Source organism: Pseudoalteromonas aquimarina (genome assembly GCF_049257255.1).
In the GTDB taxonomy this organism is placed as follows: domain Bacteria; phylum Pseudomonadota; class Gammaproteobacteria; order Enterobacterales; family Alteromonadaceae; genus Pseudoalteromonas.
This window is the reverse complement of the sequence record NZ_JBMMUG010000009.1, coordinates 150,173-167,789: the sequence shown is the minus strand read 5'-3', so window position 1 is coordinate 167,789 and position 17,617 is coordinate 150,173. Positions and strand designations below refer to the sequence as shown.

Here is a 17,617-nt window from a genome sequence, read left to right as displayed (position 1 = left end):
CCCTAATACGTTTTGATAGACTAAGGTAACAAAAGCCTCACTGCTTAAGTCATTACCATAGCGGTTAGTAAACTCCGTTGAATTAACAAAATTGGTTACCATTGCTAATTGGGTCATTCGCCCTGTGCTTAAAACTTCTCGATAAAAGGTTGCCCCTGATAGATTTACTTCTCTATCCAGCACAGCTTTATAAGTTCTACCGATAAAACCCATCACAGCAAAGTCTGAGTTCGAATCTAGCAATAAGTCATGGTATAACTGTGCCGGTGTTAAATTACCACCATTAACATCTGCTATCTTAAGGTCTATTTCTGTACTTCCAGCTCCTAAATCTGTTAGGTAAGCTGATGGAATGTGGCTAAATGACATTGTGTCTACATAAGCTTGGATAACCAAGTTTCTGGTTTGACCAACAACATCATTATCTTTTGCACCACTATTTGTACTTTCTAGCCCTTCAAGTACTAATGGACGACCATCATTATCTGAATCTGCCCAAGCATCATTTGGATTTGACTCATCCAATGCAACATCACTTCGCTCTATCGCATTATCCCAGCCATCACCATCACTATCCGCTGCTACTAATGGGTCGTTATCTTGACCATCAATTATGCCGTCATTGTCTTGGTCGTTATTACCTGCATCTAAGCCATTATCGTATTCATACTTATTGGTCAGTCCATCACCGTCTGAGTCACCATTTGCATCAGCTACAACAGGGTTGGTTCCGTTAGCAACTTCCCAACCATCCGGTAAACCGTCATTGTCTGAATCCGTACTTTTTGGGTTAGTGCCTGCTAAATACTCTTGATAATTTGACAATGTATCATTATCTAAGTCTGCGTTTGCATCATCTACAAGTGGATTTGCTCCATACAAAACTTCCCACCCATCAGGTATCTTATCACCATCAGTGTCGAGATTATTTGGATTTGTTCCAGCAAGATATTCGTCTTTGTTTGATAAACCATCATTATCTGGATCAGCCGAATTTGTATTAACCCCAACAATAAGATCTCTATATTCAATTGGGAAAATAAATCCTGTAGTTGTTGTTGGGTTATTATTCAGTTCTAATGGGAAACTTAGCGCATCAAGGTATATTTGAGGCTCATGGTTGCCAGTAGATTTGGTTAAACGCCAAGTAAGCTGATAGGCCCCCTGTTCAGAGGTGTATGGATTATTTACGCTAACAAGGATCCAACCATCATTTATATTTACATCTGATTTAGAAGTTGAAGACCATAATACTCTATCTGTAAAAGTTGATTGATGATTATATTCATGGCCGACTACCAGCAGTTCTAACTTATCGGCTCCAGCTAGAAACGCATCATTCGTTTTATAAGCAAAGAAAACCTCACCAGATGTTAAATCTTCAATATATGAACTCCAACGCTTACCAAATCCTCTATTAAAGCTAACAGCCGAATTGGTTGAGGTAAGCATGAGGGACTGCGAGCCATTGTATGAATCAGCAGCTGTATACAGTGTATTGATAGGTGTAACTTCAGTTGAAGTGTCAGTAGTTTTGAAACCTACATATGAATTGTTTGCGATTCGCGCTTCAGCGCGCTCTCGGAATGTAGCAGTTTCTGAGTACTGCTCATCATACCACGCTGAAACAGTTCCTAAGTCATTACTTTCAAAAGAGAAATACCTTCTATTAATGAAAGTATTCAAAAAACTATCTAATGAAACATTTGCAGCAATACCACCATTTGTTTTCAACTCATTATATTTAGTTGTTAAAGCAGCCAAGTATTCAACGCTCAAATTTTTAGGTAGAGATTTATTAGTACTACAATTAGGGTCGTTTAAAGTACCCTCAAAGGAATATGAATCACAAGTATAGTATGTTAGATACTCTTTTTTAACAGTAAGACCGTCACGATCCAAATCTTGGTTTGCATCAGTTGCGTCGAAACTATCTTGGAAGGCTAGGCTATTTTCAAGATCATCTTCTAGACCATCATTATCTGAATCAGAATCATTTTCATCAGCGATACCATCGTAGTCTGAATCTTTACTTAACAAGTGGTTTTCAGGTGCAACATCTAGATAGTTAGGTGTTCCATCTCCATCAGCATCATCAATCAATACGACCTTCGCTGATTCACTATAAATTTTTCCAGGAGTATTGCTAAACCCTAACTGATTGTGTTGATTATCTCCCCAACCTAACAATAATCCGCTTATATCAATTGCTGCAGTGCTTTTGCCAGAAGTTGAAATAGCTGAAATTTCATAACTTGTTGCAGTAAGCTTTGGCAACACTTGCTTTACACTTAGCGTTCCATCACCTAACCAGCCATTACTTCCACTACCCCAAACCCAGGCTCGGTTATTGTCTAACGCATAATGGGTATCATTTGAACTAACCACGTCATTGAATGAGGTTACAGTTTTAATATCACTTCCATCTGGAAACTCACCTGGGGTAAGACGATGTGGTTCAACTAAAGTTACGTCAGGATCTGCTTCTAGAGTTTGCTCAATATTGTCGCCCCAGATGTAGAGTTTATTATTTGCCACACCTACAGTATATGTGTCTGAAGCGGATATTCTCTGCCAATTGAATCCATCATTTATATATGTAGGAATAGCTATAACACCAGATTTTGAATTATTACCTAGGCGTCCATTTTCTTGTGACCCCCAGACAAAGCGACGACCTTCACTGGTAATAGCTGTACTAAAATAGATTGATGTAGCAACTTGTAGCCAGGTTTCGTTCTGACTAAGGGTTATTCCGGCACTAATTTCAGTAGGTAAGTTCAACCACACATTATCGCCTGTGCCTAATTTATAACTCCAATTATTACCCCAAGAGAAGAGCCGGTTTGAAGTATCAATCGCTATTACATGGTAACTACTTGCAGATATTGAATGCCAAGTGTTACCTGTGACTTCAGTCGGGTTTGATACGATTGAGTCAGCAATCCCCAGCCCAAGTTGACCATAATTATTTCTACCCCATGAGTATAGTTTTCCAGCTGTATCAATCGCGTAACTGCTACTACCTGAAGTTTCAATAAACCGCCATGATTTATCATAAAGCGATATATCGTTTACTGATTTACCAAAAATTGGTGATGGATAGTCAATTACTTTATCGTTTGATCCTTCATAGTTTGGATCTAGAATAGTGCTGGTTAATTGATTAAAGCTATTATTTCCCCAACCCCAAATTTCACCATATTTTTCTTCTTTTTCTAAGGTGCTGTATAAAGAGCACACCGAATCATTATCATAATTGGCAGGATTGAATGTTGCAGGGTTATTATCACTATCTAACTGCGGCATATTAGGATAACAAATACCAGTCACTTTTATAGCAAGTGTATGAGCTTTCTGCTGCTGACTATCATAAGATGTGGATATATTCGAAAATGAATACCCTTGACTAGGAGTTCTTGATTCAGCACTTTGCCCTACAGCAGGATTTCTCAAGTAATTAGATTGATAACCAAGCGCACCAACATAGTTACTTCCCCATGTATAGATTTCTCTAGAATCAGATAGAACAACTACACTTTCATCATGTAATCCAATTTTGTTAAGACTGTTCCAACGAGTATTTACGTATTTGGTAGGGTATGAATAGAAATTGACATACTCTTCGTGTGTGATCGAAAAATAATCATTTTTCCCCCATAAGAATAAGTCACCGTTATCAGCAATGATTGCTGTTTGGTTATAACCAACAGAAATTCTGTTATAAACTTCATTGAGATTAGATGGCAGTTGACTAAAAGGTTTAAATTGCTCAGTTTCCCCGCTATCCATGAATATCAATTTAGGTGTTTTAGCATCAAATCCCCAACGGTATACATCTCCGTTACTATCAACCGCAATAACAGTTTCTTTTATAGAATGTAGTGTTTTCCAGTTTAAATTATTTGGATGTTGAACAACTTTGAATTCAGATAGATAAGTACCTAAGTGACCTGTACCTGTTGTTTGACGATAGTTATCGCCTTTTGAGTAGATTTCGCCATTTGATAACAAAACAAAAAGAGTTGGCGTAAAGTAACCGTCAGTTACAAAAATACCTGATACAGTTGTCGTTTCATTTATATTAAAATTTACTTCAGTAGGTACTTGAATAATTTGCTGAGGCAAGTTAGCACCAAACAGTTCAGTTTGGTTATCACCCCAAATATAATATTTTGAATTTAACGACTTTGCGATAACAGCACTGTTATACACTTTTAAATCACTAAACTTTACGTCTGCTACATCTACTAATGTGACGACACCTTCACCATCAACACTTTGTTCCCTGAATAATGTTATTTTTGTTGGCAATGATTGTATAACGGCATTACCTGCATTTTGGCCAAGCACACCTTTACTATTGCTGCCCCAAGACCAAATATCACCTGATTCACTTAATGCAAAACTTGAATTTGGGCCACTGAATATCTTTGTGAACTTTATATCGGTTTGATTTTCCTGAATAGACAAACGGATGGGTTTATCTGATTGGATTGGACTACCATTACCTAAACCCAATTGGGAATTATTATTGGCCCCCCATACCCAGATATCACCTTTATAGTCAAGCGCCATAGTATGTGCTTTGCCTGTAGATATATCAGCCCATTTTTTACCAGCAAAAGAAGCGAAGGTATCAAAAGAAATGAATGCTACTAGCATCAACAAACAAGAATATAAGCGAAACTTCATACACTACTCCGAGAAAATCAGTTAAATCTAAGACCTAATAGCCAGATTTGCGCTCATAATACTATAGGGGCAATATACGGTACAACAATAAGATTGTAATCGAAGGTAAATTTGAAACTAAAGTTTAAAGATTTATTTTTTTATTTTGTAGAATTCACAAGTTATATGCGATTAACTTATTAAGAGGTAATAAAAAAGGGTGCATCTGCACCCTTTTAAAATAATACTAGAAAACTAGCAGCTTATTGCCATTGACGGCCATCAGCTGAGTTATTAGTTTTGTAAAGAACTGGAGCGTCAGCACGACCGTCTGGGCTCTTGTTCTGTGCAGCAGCGTGAACTGTGTTTTGAGGAGCATTCACTAGGAATGTCGCTTCAATGTGCCAGTTAGCAGTTGCATCAACAGTACCAGCACCAAACTGAGTATTGATAGCTTCAATTAAGTCAGTACCGTTAAATGTGTATTGACCCATTGCTGGAACCATCTTAGGTAGTTTAACACCTACGAAAGTATTACCAACAGCTGGAGTATCCATACCTGCGTCTGTACCCGCACCTTCACCAGCTGGAGCGATGATGATATCAGCTTGGATGCCTGCATCAGCAGTGAATTCATTAGTTACTTTAACTACTGAACCCCAACCGTTTGCATTTGGTAGGCTGTAAAGGTAAGGAGTCTTGAATAGAGCACCGTCGATGTCCCAAACGTGAGTAACACCGTCAACAGCTACTGAACGAGAGTCAGCACGCACAACAGTTGAAGGACCAGCGATAACAGTGTTTGTTTCACCGTAAACAACTGGAACTGTAACGTCTTGAGTAAGTGCGATACCAGACTTGATAACTACATTAGTAAGTACCCAGTCAGCTGCATCACCAGCATTCGGGAATAATGGATCAATACCGTCAGCAGTGATATCAAGGTTAGCTTCTTGGTTTGTGTTTAATGCATCCATTAAACCGATGTTAAGAAGAGTACCTGAACCTGAGTAAACACCAGCAGTTGGTGTTGAATCAGTAACAGCACCGAATGAAATTGAATCAACACCTGATAAAGACTCACCGTCTTTACGAGAAAGTTGGAATTCCATAACGTTACCGCTACGTACATCTAGACCTACATCAGCAGAACTTGCAAATGAAAGTTTTGCACGAGAAACAACGCGGTCACCTGTTGAAGCACATACATAATCTTGACCTGGGTTAGAACCGTTAAGAGTAACAGTTTCGTCGCCAAGAAGATTTGAACCATTTTCGCAATCTGCGAAAGTAGTACGATCAGTTTCAACTTCAATTACGTTAGTTGCTTGGTCAACAACTGTTAACTCAAAGCCATCTGTAACTGTCATTACGTGGCTCTTAGCACCTTGATAAAGTGCATCAAGAACGATGTTTGACGTGTTACGTACTTCAGTGATATCAAGGTGGATTTGGTTGCCTGCAACAGCGCCATTTGAAAGTTCAAATGTTAGCGGGTTGTATGCACCAGGTGCGTCACCGTTGTTAGGAGCAGAAGAAACTAAGAATAACTGAATGTCAGCTGGTAGTGGATCTGCAAGTTGGAAACCAGATGTAGGAACAGTATCAGGTGTAGTGATATCGCCATCTAGGTTGTAGCGCGAAGTAAACGTTGAACCAGTTAAACGAGCAACGTTAGTATCGATCTGCATGATGAAGTCAGAGATAACACCGTTTGCATCTTGCGTATAAGAAACTACTTTACCAACTTCTACGAAATCACCTGCAGCAGTACCAGTACCAGCGCCAGCAACAGCAACCTGAGCAACTAAACGTACGTTTGCGATATCAGCAAGTGAAAGACCACCGTTTGCAGCATTGTTAGCACCATCGTGGATCTTGAACGTGTATGTAGCTTCGTTTGGAACTTCTACGTCAGCAGTGTAACCGATTGAAACGTCTGTACGGCTTGAACCAACGAAAGAACCGTTAGTTGTACCAACTGTATCAGCATCGAAGTCAATTTCGAAACCAGCTAGAATTTGGTCAACAGTTAAGTCATCGTTAACTACGTCTACAATACCAGCTACATTTACGTTAGAACCACCACCAATGTTAGATGCAGCAGTTTGTGGACCGATTTGAGCCTGTACCAACTTGACCACCGTAAGTGATAAACTTAGCAGCTGCAGACGCTGTAAGTGGAGTAGCTAAAGCACCTGTGATTGCTAGCGCTACTAGACCTTTTTTATAGTTCATTAAGTTTCTCCTTTAGAACTTTATTTCTTTTGGTATACCAATTAAAGGTTGTATTAAAGCACAGGCGATAAAGATGTCAATGTATAAATTGCCAACTACTACCTGTTTATAAATTGTTATTGTTTTAACCAACATTTAAGTTAGCCGCTAATTTATAGCGGTTAGACAAAAATCTGTCAATTAAAACATAAGCTAATTAGAGCAAAATAACCATTTTGTAGCAATGATTTTATTATTGTTTTTTACATTTATTTAATAAACTAGAAATCGAATCAATATTTAGATATTGCTGTTACAAATCAAATGTAAAGTTTTCGTATTCTGATGTTATCGCTTCTATAGCATCGTTTATACTTTGTTCACTAGCAATAATTCTTGGTGTTATCATCACAACCAATTCAACACGGTTCTTACTTTCACTCTTGCTTCCGAAAAACAAATTCCCTATCAGCGGCAACTTTGAAAGCCCAGGAACACTTGTACCTCCATCCGAAGCATTCTCGCTGATTAAACCACCCAAAATAATTGTTTTTCCATCAAGAGCCAATAATTCAGTATTAAATGAACGGTTTAAAATTGTTGGAGAATTAATCCCATCGATTTTATCTTCACCTACAGCGGATACTGTTTGACTAAGCTGCATTGCAACTACACCGCGCGCGTTAATTGTAGGTGTTACATTCAAACTTACACCTGTATTTCTGTACTGAACTGTTTGTAAAACCTGATCTGTATTATCTAAATCATTTACTGATTGGGTAATTACTGGTATGTCCGTCCCTACATTCATAGTTGCAGCACGGCCATCACGAACCAAAACTCGCGGGCGAGATACTATTTTAATTCGACTATTGGATTCTAAGAATTCTAATGAAGCATTAAAGTCAACTCCTTGAATCACATAACTAAGACCGTTACCGATTGATAAAGAGGATCTTTCTGGCTGAGCATCAAAGCCATCAGACTGTGACCAATTAATACCACGACTAAAACTATCCTCAAGTGTTACTTCTACTACAGCGGCTTCTATAAGCACTTGCCCTGGCATAACATCAAGTCTTTCGATTAATTCCAGCGCTTCATGATACTTTGATGGCGTTGCATAAAATACTAACGCATTTTGAATCTCATCAATTGTCATAGCAAGGTCTTGCATACTTGAGCCTGAAGCTTTTGATTCTGTCTTAGCTGAATCGCCAGTGGTTGATTTTTTTACTTCATTGCTAAGTTCAAACAATTGAGTAAGGCTTTTCCCCATATCAATAGCTGATACATTCTTTGGGAAATACGTATAGTAACGTCTTCCATCAGACGAGCTTGGTACATCAAGCTTTTCTGCCCAATACATAATGCGGTTATAAACATCTATTGAAGCAGAATGTACAAGAGCAGAACGCATTCTTTTCATAGGTGTTATAGCTACAACACCTTCTTTCCCAGGCCCAGCAACACGTAAACCTTCAATTTCAAAGATTTCTGTTAATTGCTCTTCAAATTCTTCGGGTGTTAGATAAACCAACTCAACGATACCAATGTGCCTACCTTTAGCAGAAGGTCTATCGAATGCATTTATAATCTTTAAAACCTGCTCTATTTCGGATTTAACCCCAGTAATTAATAAAGCATTACGGTCATTCATATATTGCGCTTTAGCATTTGTTAACGTCGCTACCACACGATTGATAGACGCCCAATCAGCAAAATAAAGTGGCGCAACATGCAAAATTTGACCAGAAACATCAGGTACATCTGCCGAATTTCTACCCACCCCTAAATTAAATCCACTTTTAGTATTAGCTTTACGTTTGTCAAAAAAATAAATATCGTTTTTTGCGGCAAAAATAACGTTATTTTGCTCCAAAATATTTTTTGCGCTCAGATAAAGCTTTTCTTTAGCAATTGGATTTTGAAGGTTTAATGTAATTCGCTCTTGGCCATTTCTTACAGCGTTTGACACCGAATAATCTAAACCCAATTGCTCCGAATAAACTAAGTGGATAAAATCTGAAAGAGGTAAATTATTCGCACTAATTGTTACTTTTTTATTATCAAAAGCTGGTGTTGCGTCCTTTTCTGTACTTGGTGGGGTAATGCCTGCACCATCAATGCTTTCAATTTCTTTTAATGCTAGCTCACCCACATTATTAGCTTGCTCAACGGGAACTGCTTTTTGCGCCATAGCCCTATCTTTATTGCTAAGGACTGATGATTCAATAACGATTGGTTCAGTGGTGTTACAACCAAATAAGGTAATTGCGACACTTGCTAATAAACACTTTTTAAACTTCATTTAATTACCCTTTAAAAACCTTCAATTCGATTTGTTTATTTGCCCTGACGAATAACGCTTTGGTTCCATTAATTTCTTTTAGTTGAAAGCCTTTATAAGACTCCCCTATATGCATTTTTTTTGCTGGTTGATTACTATCTTTTAATGACACAAATGCATATGAGCTTGGCGTTGAAAATACAGCTAACAATTCCAATTCAGGCTCTTTTGGTTTTTTTGCAACCACGTCTTTCGGCAAACTTTCTTTCTCTTTAGCAACTTCACCAAATAAATTCTTATTAAATGTTGGCTTTGATGGAGGAACCAAATGAACAAATGGATCATTTTCTTTATAAAAATCAATTCTTTTATCAGCTAAATCACTTGGGTATATTCTAAACCAAACATCAAATAAGAAGATCATCAAAAAAAGAACAGCAATTAATTTATTCATTCTCAAACGCCTCTTTTAGTATTAACTGTTGAAATCGTACATTAAGCTCAACAGCGGATGCTCCTCTAGAGGATGAAAAACGCACATTTTGAATTAGCAACTTAGGACTTATATTATCTAGCCAATAAGCAAACTCTTGTAGCTCTAACGCATAACCGCGGACACGGACCGTGTACTCAACGGTTATAACACCATTTTTTTCATAAAGTTTACCGGAATTTTTCGACGAAAGTCGCAACCCTAGCTCAGCTACTTTAGCATCAATTAGTCCATTAATTTTTACTTGATTGGAAGTTTCCGAGCCTTGATAGTATAGTTTTTGAACTTCGTGAAGTTCGTTTTTTAATTGTGCTTCGCTTTCTATAATACTATTTGTGGATGCTATAATACTGCTTTCGTTTCGATATTGTAATTTATAAAAGTCAGTTTCTTCTTTGACTTCAATTTGCCAATCTAAAATTGGCATTACTAGAAATTTAATAAACAATAAACACAAACAAAAAAGTAACAACTTTGCATGCTTCTCACTTATATTTTTTTGAGCGGCTAACTCAAAAATAGATGTTGATAAAATTTTCATGAATTTTCTAACTTAAAGCCTATGGTAAAAGATTCTCGCTTCCCTGATTTCCTGACTGGTCTCACATACCTCAAGTCTTTTAACCTTTTATCTTCAGATAATTTTTTGAACACTAAACTTGCATCATCAGAAATTCCGTTTATCGATATTTCTGTACTATTAATACTGAAGGATTGAACACTTACAAATACATCTATTTGATTCATTACATCAAATATTTTGTATGGGTACAGATAATTCTCAAATGGTTTTCTTAATTGAGATAGCTCACTTTGCATCTCTTCAAAATTCCTCTCCAATGCTTTATATTCAGATATTTTTTCTTTATTTTCTTCATATGTTTTTAAGGCTTTAATATGATCACTATAAAGCCAAGCACTTGTTAGAGATAAATAGAAAAGTGGTAAAGAAAAAACCGATACCAAATGCCCTAATGTAAAGTTAAATTCAGCTTTATCTCCTAGATGAATATTTTCCCAATATGGCAGTATTTTACTTGCATTCAATGAATTAAAGAGTTTTGCGACAAAGTTTGATAACTCTTGTGTTTCACCTTGATGTTCAACCAACTTTTGCAGTAAATTTGCTTTTGGTAAGTTAAATTGCATTTTGTAGTTAGGGTCAGCAATGTAACTTCCATGGCCATTTATCGTACAAGCAAGTTCAGGCGACTTTCTGACCAAAGCTTGTTCAGGCAGAATTATCCCACCTTTGGTCTGGTGCGCTTTTAAGTTTTGATATACGTTTTCTGTTACATAATAAACAACAACAAAATAACCATCTGAAGCTTTAAAAAAATCAACCCATGAGTGATAACTTTTAAAAGGTGAGGATTTTTTGACAAATAAATCAACGGCCAGCTTAAGATTTTTTTTCTTATTGATCTTAAAAAATGTTTTTTTTTCTAGCACTCGAGTTGCAGAAATTATGATAATAGGAGCACTTTTCAGTTCACCAATAACAAATTCATCTGAGGCGTAAAATGCTGCTTTTTCTTGAAATATCTTGTCAATTTTTTTGAACAAATTTGTCATCATATCTCTTTATTATTCAGACCAGTGCCAGAACTGCAGAATGGGCCTAGGTTTATACCGTATATTTTGACTAAACACAATGTTGCGAATAGCTACAGCGTCCCCATTAGTTACTTTTACACTTAATTCAATTTCATTAGATAATTGCATGTTCATCGCACTTAAAGAAGAATCAGCTACGCCAAAATACTTTTGTGCCAATGCTGAATTTCCCTCTTCAACTAAATCGTTCAATAACCTTTTTCTATCTGGAGATAATTGAACTCCCTTGATGAGTTGTTTACTTGCAAACAATGGATTAAAACTTCCCATACTATAAAGCAAAAGGTTATTTAATATGAGTTGTTGCTTACTTTGTTCTGAAGGAAATCCACATATTAACGATAATTCAGACATGCTTTGGATTCTTTTGTTCCTTGGTGATGGCAAATTTTGAGTTTGATAATACTCTGACTCCTCGCCATTTAAACGTGACAAATCATCATTATCTTGCCAATCTGCTAAACAATCTTTAATTCTATTAACTTCATTGTGCTTAAACCCATTACTTAGCAAAAAGTGAGTAAACAAATTTTCATTTAAGTTGATCAAGGATAACTTACCTTGAGTATCTTGAAGTGTAACTGTGGTTGATTTATCAATCTGAAAAGGTGTGCCTCGATAATTCCATTCTTTATATTCATCGTTTGATAAATAGGACTTAGAAAAGTGTGCAAAAAGCATTTGATCCACCGATGAATCAGCCTGAATTTCAGCCATTACCCTTTCTTTTTGTAATTTTGCAAGCTCAATTTGTTGTGTTGTTTTCCCGATAAAGTATGTGATGACCCAAGTCAATAATGAAACAACCAATAGCACACTAATTAAAGCAGCGCCTTTATTAAAGTTGTAATTAGGCATTTCCATCAAAACCATCCATTGCGAAGTATTTACGCTTATTCTCTATCTTGGTTTGAAAACGCCACTCAGTGGCCTGTTCAATTTTTGAGTCGTACAATTTAATTGATATAGATTTCGGTAATAAATGAAATGTTAATGCATCTTCAACAGCTGTGAACCCAGGCAAGCTTAAGAAGTTTTCACTGCCGTTTATTCGCTCTACATTTAGCTCGATGTTTTCAGCATATATTTTATCTGTTAATACTTCACAATTGTCGTTAATAGGAAAGTGAACTTCATTTTGTTCGTAAGGCATTCTATCTTTTAATTTGCATTCTAAAATTTTTAACTGCTTGCCATTACCAAAATCAGACTCTTTTACTTGCAAAGTAACCAATACCTCGGGTTCCGTTGAAAAAATAAGAGGAGTAACAGATATGTACTGAATTACAGAATCGTTTTGGAAAAAGTACGGCCGCATATGCCCTTGAGAATTAAGTACATAGTAATCGAGCATTCCACGAACTGATGAGCGCAGTTTAACGCGAACTAAGCTTGTACTTTGAGCTTTTGAAAAGTCACTTCTATTTTTGCTTGCAGCATTTAAAAAAACAGACAGCGCCTGATAACTGAGCGCTAAAACTAACATCAAAATAGTAAGCGTAATTAACATTTCAACAATAGTGAAACCCTTTTGCTTAATCATACTAGCCTAAGTCTCCAAAATTGCCGATATCTATTTTCAATACAGAAATTTCAAATGGTTTAATTTCAAAATTATTGTTTTTACATGAAAGTTCGATAGCTTGTAAAAAATAATTAACACCCCCGCTTGTCGTTTTCCCTGTCTCTAAGTCAAAGTTAAAGCCTTTCTTTTTATCACTTCTAACAATTTGCCAGTCACACTCTGTACTGTTAAGTGTGCCCTTACCCTTCTCATCCTCACTATTTTTAACAACTTCTCTTACTTCGTCAGTTAATTCAAGTAAATCAGCATACATTTCACTTCTTGCACTAAAGCGCTGATCATTTTGAACAAAATTTGCATATATTACATTCGTGAGTGCAATTGTCATTGTGATAATACTTACCGCAATCAACAACTCAATTAAAGAGAAACCTGTTAACTGTTTTTTTTGCATAAGCGTTCAAATGCATTGATAGGAGAAACCTGGCCATTCTTGCTCACTTTTATCACACAAGAATTAACCCAACCAGCTTTGTTGATAAGCAAAGTTTCTTTATCAAAGCGAAGCTCATCGAAAGATTTAACCCTTATGGGTTTGTTATTACTGTCTGATATAATTAACTTTTCATTATCTAGTCTGATAGATAAATCCTGGTTTAGCCAACTAGCTTTGTATTGCAAATTTGCCAATTCAGATTTAAGTTCAAAAAGCTCAAGCTTATGACGACGTTTTTCCACCATTTCAACTGACAATGGCGCAACAATAGACAAACTACCAGCCATTAATGCAAGTACTATTAGAATTTCAGGTAACGTCATACCAATTTGTTTAGATACCCACATTCTGCGCGCTCATAATACTTAGCATCATAATTATTACCACACCGCCAACAATCACGCCCATAAACAAAATAAGTAATGGTTCTAACATTTTAAGTGTGCTAGCTAGCTTCGTATCAAATTCATGGGATTTCCGCTCTAACATTTCACTAAATGCTTTCGCTAAATCACCAGTCTCCTCACCGACTTCAATAAATCCTGTTTCCATGACCGTAAACAAGCCAGTATCTTCCATTGATTTGGTTAAACTAACACCGGATTGAATTTTACTTTTAACTTCTAAAAATTTTAACTGTGCACCTGTATCCGTTAAGGTGTTCGCAGATAGGTTAAGTGCATCGGTAATAGATAATCCTGAGTTGAGAGTTGATTTCATTGCAGATGCAAACCTTAACTGCTGAGATAACGCAACCATACCTCTTACTAAAGGGGCTTTTTGTAATACTAACTTTATTTTTTGACGAGATTCTTTTATGGAAGTTGAATCTGTAAAAATAAAGTAAAAGAGTGATACTGCAATTGCAATTAATGTAAATGTACCTGGGGTACTTCTAACAAAATCCGACGTAGCCATAAGCGCAATTGTATAACCAGGCAAATCTTTTACTTGCTCAAGCATGCCTGAAAGCTGCGGCACAACACTGTATAAAATAAACAGAATTGAGAGAATGCAAACAAAAACAATAACCAATGGATAAATTGCGGCTTGCTTTATTTGGCTGTTGATACGACTTTGAAACTTAAGTTGACCACTTAGATCAATTAAGACTTTATCTAATTGGCCTGTACTTTCTCCAATTTGTACTAAATTTATCACCAGCTCATCAAAATATTCAGGAAACTGACTCAGTGAATCGGCAAATGACTTACCACCTCGAATACCGTTTTGAATTTGACTTACTAATTGGCTTAAGCTTGCTGTTTCAGAAGATTTGGCTACAAGTGTTAGTGCTTTATCGAGGCTAATTCCACTAGAAAGTAAACTGGCAAGATTAGTAATCACCAGCTCAATCATATTAGGTGTTATACGATCCCCTCTGATCGTATCAAGAACACTTTTTTGCGCTTCTTTAACACTTATTGGCGTTGCATCTAATTCTTCTAACTGCTGGTAGACTTCAAGTTCATCACTTGCAGTAAATTGCTTAGTAGTTTTCACACCACTGCTGTCAACAAATACAACCTTAAATGCTTTCATTAACCGGCTACTCTTACAACTTCTTCTATTGTGGTAAGACCTTTTGCCACTTTTACAATGCCGTCTTGGTAAAGACTCCTTAAACCACTTTCTTGCATGTATTCTTCAGCCCGAAGTGTAAATGATGAATCTTTAGCTGTACCTTTAATAAATTGATCATTAGGTAAATACTCAATTAGAGCTAAACGCCCTTTGTAACCAGTACCATTACATTTTTCACAGCCCACAGCTTTATTTATCTTGATGGAGCTTCCAATAATTTTCCCATGGGAGTGGAGTAGTTTTTCTTTTATTTGATCTGAGTTTTCATCTTCAATACAGCAATCCTCACAAAGCTTTCGAACAAGGCGCTGAGCAATAATTGATATCACTGAAGCATTTAAAAGGAATTCGTCTACACCAAGGTCAATCAATCTTACGTAAGCACTTGGGGCATCATTAGTATGCACAGTACTAAATACTAAGTGACCCGTTAAAGATGATTGCATTGCTATACGGGCTGTCTCTGCATCACGAATTTCACCAACCATGATTACATCTGGATCTTGTCGAACAATACTGCGCAAACCCGCAGCAAAGTCAAAGCCTATATCGCTATTTACTTGAATTTGGTTTACACCTTCCAGTTCATATTCCACTGGATCTTCGAGTGTAATTATTTTTTCATGGCTAGAATTTAATTGCTGTAAAAAAGAATAAAGCGATGTAGTTTTACCTGAACCCGTAGGGCCAGTCATTAAAATAACACCAGCAGTTCTAGTTAAGTCTTGATTAATTCGTTCTATTGTATCAGGTTCAAAACCAAGCTCAGCTATATCAAACCTCAACGAGCCTTTTTCAAGAAATCTAAGAACAACACTTTCGCCGTTGTTGAGTGGAAGAATAGACGCTCGAATATCAATATTTAAATTATGAAGTGCTATTTTCCCATCTTGAGGACGACGTTTTTCAGCAATATCTAAATTCGCTAATATTTTTATTCTTGATACTACAGGCAGCACTAAGCTTTTAGGAATGTCATCTAATTTTTGGAGCACGCCATCAACACGAACCCTAACTCGTCCGCCTTGCTCAACGGGTTCAATATGCATATCTGAAGCTTTAAGTGCTAAAGAGCGCTGTATAAGAGAATTAACCAAATTAACAATTGGTGCCTCAGAAGCTAATGCTCGCAAACGCTCCACTTCAACGATACCACTGGAAATGACTTCTTTGTTTTGTTCAAAAAGTGTTACGACTCGCTGTAAAAGCGACTCAGATGCTAAACACAAATTATATTCTATATTATTGAAAGCAAGTAAATTCGCAGCTTCTGAAGATAATGGTTTGTTTGTAATTATATTAATTACATCATCATCAAGACTTAATGGATACCATCCTAATTTAGCAAGTAAATCCCAATTAACATCCTTTTGGTAAGCATCTTTAATTTGTTGTTCTGATATAAAGTTTACAGCATTAGAAAAGGTAATTAATCTACAATCTGTTTTCTCACTTACAAACTCTAGTAATTTTTCTTCAGATACACCAGCCAATGAGCATATCGTCGTTTCAGGTGTAACGTGATGCCCTGAAGTGTAAGCTTCTAGCTCTGAATTAGTTACAGGGTCAGATGCTCTGAGTTCATTGATAATTTCTAACAGGTGGTTCATCGGTATACGATGTCCTCATCAAGATCTTCACCACCTTGTTTTCCATCTCTACCCAAACTTTGTAAGGTATAACCCTTACCTGTTCTTTCATAAAAGTAAGGGTTGTCCCAAGGATCATTCGGAACATCTTTAGGTAAATATGGACCATCCCAATATCGACCTGTTTTAGTTACTAAATTATCCAGTGATTCAGGAAACTCGTCATTATCTAGGCGATACGTATCAATTGCTGCACCTAAAAGCTGCATTTGTGCTTGAGCTGTTTTTACTTTTGAAGAGTCGACTTTGCCAAACATTGCAGGTCCAACAATTGAAGCTATTAAACCAATAATAACCATTACAATTAATAGCTCGACAAGTGAAAAACCAGACTGATTATTGCGTATCATCTTTACTACCTTAAAATTTATTTGTGGGCAGACTAAAACATTCAATATTAAATTGAAATATAATTTTTATTCGGATTTGTAATAAAATTTTTTACCGTGGAATTCAATCCACGGTTGAAACTCATTAAAGCTAATAGCTCTAATTCTTTTGTTAGTTTCTTCTTCATCCATCTCTAAACTAATTTTAAATAACTCGTTAAATTCCTTTCGAGTATAAGCCTCCCGACTCCATTCATCCTGGCTTTCAGGGAAAGCTTTATCAGTATAAAATTGATCCATAACATCATAAAAAAGAGACAATTGATAATCATATGTCCTTTCAAGTAAAGATTGAATATTGTCTTTTTCGTACACAGGGAAACGCTTAACTTTAATAATTTTTCCTGTATCTACTTTGCCCAACATATGATGACAAGTAGCACCAAAAGTTCCCTCGTTATTATAAAGAGCAAAGTTTATACAACCTATACCGGGGTACTCTGGAGGTGCAGGATGAAAATTAATGGCACCAACTTTAGCTTTAACTAATAAACTCTCAGGGACGACCCAGCGGGAAAGGTACGATATGATTAAATCCCCATCCCATGTTTGAGCATCAGGTGGTAGCTTTTCACCCCAAACGCCAAAACAAGAAACAACTTCCCAACCAAATTGGTTAAGATGTGTTAGCGCTTTTTCAGAGTGAACGTCATGCTTTTTAGATAAAAATAATACTTTCATAA

General features: G+C 36.5%; 15 protein-coding genes. All 15 read right to left on the bottom strand.

Annotated elements, in window-relative coordinates; translation table 11 throughout:
• A partial coding sequence (locus AAEU29_RS19660) for a DUF4214 domain-containing protein (RefSeq protein ID WP_421974902.1) occupies window positions 1-4,695 on the bottom strand: 4,695 nt, incomplete at its 3' end.
• Between the two features lie 242 nt (window positions 4,696-4,937).
• Entirely contained in the window at window positions 4,938-6,809 is a 1,872-nt protein-coding gene (locus AAEU29_RS19655; RefSeq protein ID WP_421974901.1) for a hypothetical protein, read from the bottom strand.
• Window positions 6,769-6,912 carry a hypothetical protein gene (locus tag AAEU29_RS19650; protein ID WP_421974900.1) on the bottom strand — a complete coding sequence of 48 codons (144 nt, stop codon included), beginning with the start codon at window positions 6,910-6,912 and terminating at the stop codon, window positions 6,769-6,771. Before AAEU29_RS19650 ends, AAEU29_RS19655 begins: the two co-directional genes overlap by 41 nt.
• Window positions 6,913-7,204: 292 nt before the next feature.
• Window positions 7,205-9,202, bottom strand: coding sequence for a secretin GspD/PilQ domain-containing protein (locus AAEU29_RS19645; protein WP_421974899.1), 1,998 nt, complete (start codon window positions 9,200-9,202; stop codon window positions 7,205-7,207).
• A gap of 4 nt (window positions 9,203-9,206) precedes the next feature.
• Window positions 9,207-9,635 carry a hypothetical protein gene (locus tag AAEU29_RS19640; protein ID WP_421974898.1) on the bottom strand — a complete coding sequence of 143 codons (429 nt, stop codon included), beginning with the start codon at window positions 9,633-9,635 and terminating at the stop codon, window positions 9,207-9,209.
• Window positions 9,628-10,215 (bottom strand): hypothetical protein, encoded by a 588-nt coding sequence (locus AAEU29_RS19635; RefSeq protein WP_421974897.1) that lies wholly within the window; start codon window positions 10,213-10,215, stop codon window positions 9,628-9,630. The genes AAEU29_RS19640 and AAEU29_RS19635 overlap by 8 nt, the downstream gene beginning before the upstream one ends.
• A complete protein-coding gene (locus AAEU29_RS19630; RefSeq protein ID WP_421974896.1) occupies window positions 10,212-11,249 on the bottom strand; it encodes a hypothetical protein in 1,038 nt (345 codons plus the stop codon). The genes AAEU29_RS19635 and AAEU29_RS19630 overlap by 4 nt, the downstream gene beginning before the upstream one ends.
• Window positions 11,250-11,261: 12 nt before the next feature.
• On the bottom strand, window positions 11,262-12,155 hold the full coding sequence (locus tag AAEU29_RS19625) for a type II secretion system minor pseudopilin (RefSeq protein ID WP_421974895.1): 894 nt from the start codon (window positions 12,153-12,155) through the stop codon (window positions 11,262-11,264).
• Window positions 12,142-12,834, bottom strand: a complete 693-nt coding sequence (locus tag AAEU29_RS19620; protein WP_421974894.1) for a PulJ/GspJ family protein — start codon at window positions 12,832-12,834, stop codon at window positions 12,142-12,144. The genes AAEU29_RS19625 and AAEU29_RS19620 overlap by 14 nt, the downstream gene beginning before the upstream one ends.
• A gap of 1 nt (window position 12,835) precedes the next feature.
• The gene (locus AAEU29_RS19615; protein ID WP_421974893.1) at window positions 12,836-13,270 is read right to left on the bottom strand and encodes a type IV pilin protein; all 435 of its coding nucleotides are present in this window, start codon (window positions 13,268-13,270) and stop codon (window positions 12,836-12,838) included.
• Window positions 13,252-13,659 (bottom strand): pilus assembly FimT family protein, encoded by a 408-nt coding sequence (locus AAEU29_RS19610; protein ID WP_421974892.1) that lies wholly within the window; start codon window positions 13,657-13,659, stop codon window positions 13,252-13,254. The genes AAEU29_RS19615 and AAEU29_RS19610 overlap by 19 nt, the downstream gene beginning before the upstream one ends.
• Window positions 13,646-14,854 (bottom strand): type II secretion system F family protein, encoded by a 1,209-nt coding sequence (locus AAEU29_RS19605; RefSeq protein ID WP_421974891.1) that lies wholly within the window; start codon window positions 14,852-14,854, stop codon window positions 13,646-13,648. Before AAEU29_RS19605 ends, AAEU29_RS19610 begins: the two co-directional genes overlap by 14 nt.
• Window positions 14,854-16,506, bottom strand: coding sequence for a GspE/PulE family protein (locus tag AAEU29_RS19600; protein ID WP_421974890.1), 1,653 nt, complete (start codon window positions 16,504-16,506; stop codon window positions 14,854-14,856). Before AAEU29_RS19600 ends, AAEU29_RS19605 begins: the two co-directional genes overlap by 1 nt.
• Window positions 16,503-16,895 carry a type II secretion system major pseudopilin GspG gene (gene gspG, locus AAEU29_RS19595; RefSeq protein ID WP_054978866.1) on the bottom strand — a complete coding sequence of 131 codons (393 nt, stop codon included), beginning with the start codon at window positions 16,893-16,895 and terminating at the stop codon, window positions 16,503-16,505. Before gspG ends, AAEU29_RS19600 begins: the two co-directional genes overlap by 4 nt.
• 66 nt (window positions 16,896-16,961) lie before the next feature.
• Window positions 16,962-17,615 (bottom strand): formyltransferase family protein, encoded by a 654-nt coding sequence (locus AAEU29_RS19590; protein ID WP_421974889.1) that lies wholly within the window; start codon window positions 17,613-17,615, stop codon window positions 16,962-16,964.
• Window positions 17,616-17,617 lie beyond the last annotated feature (2 nt).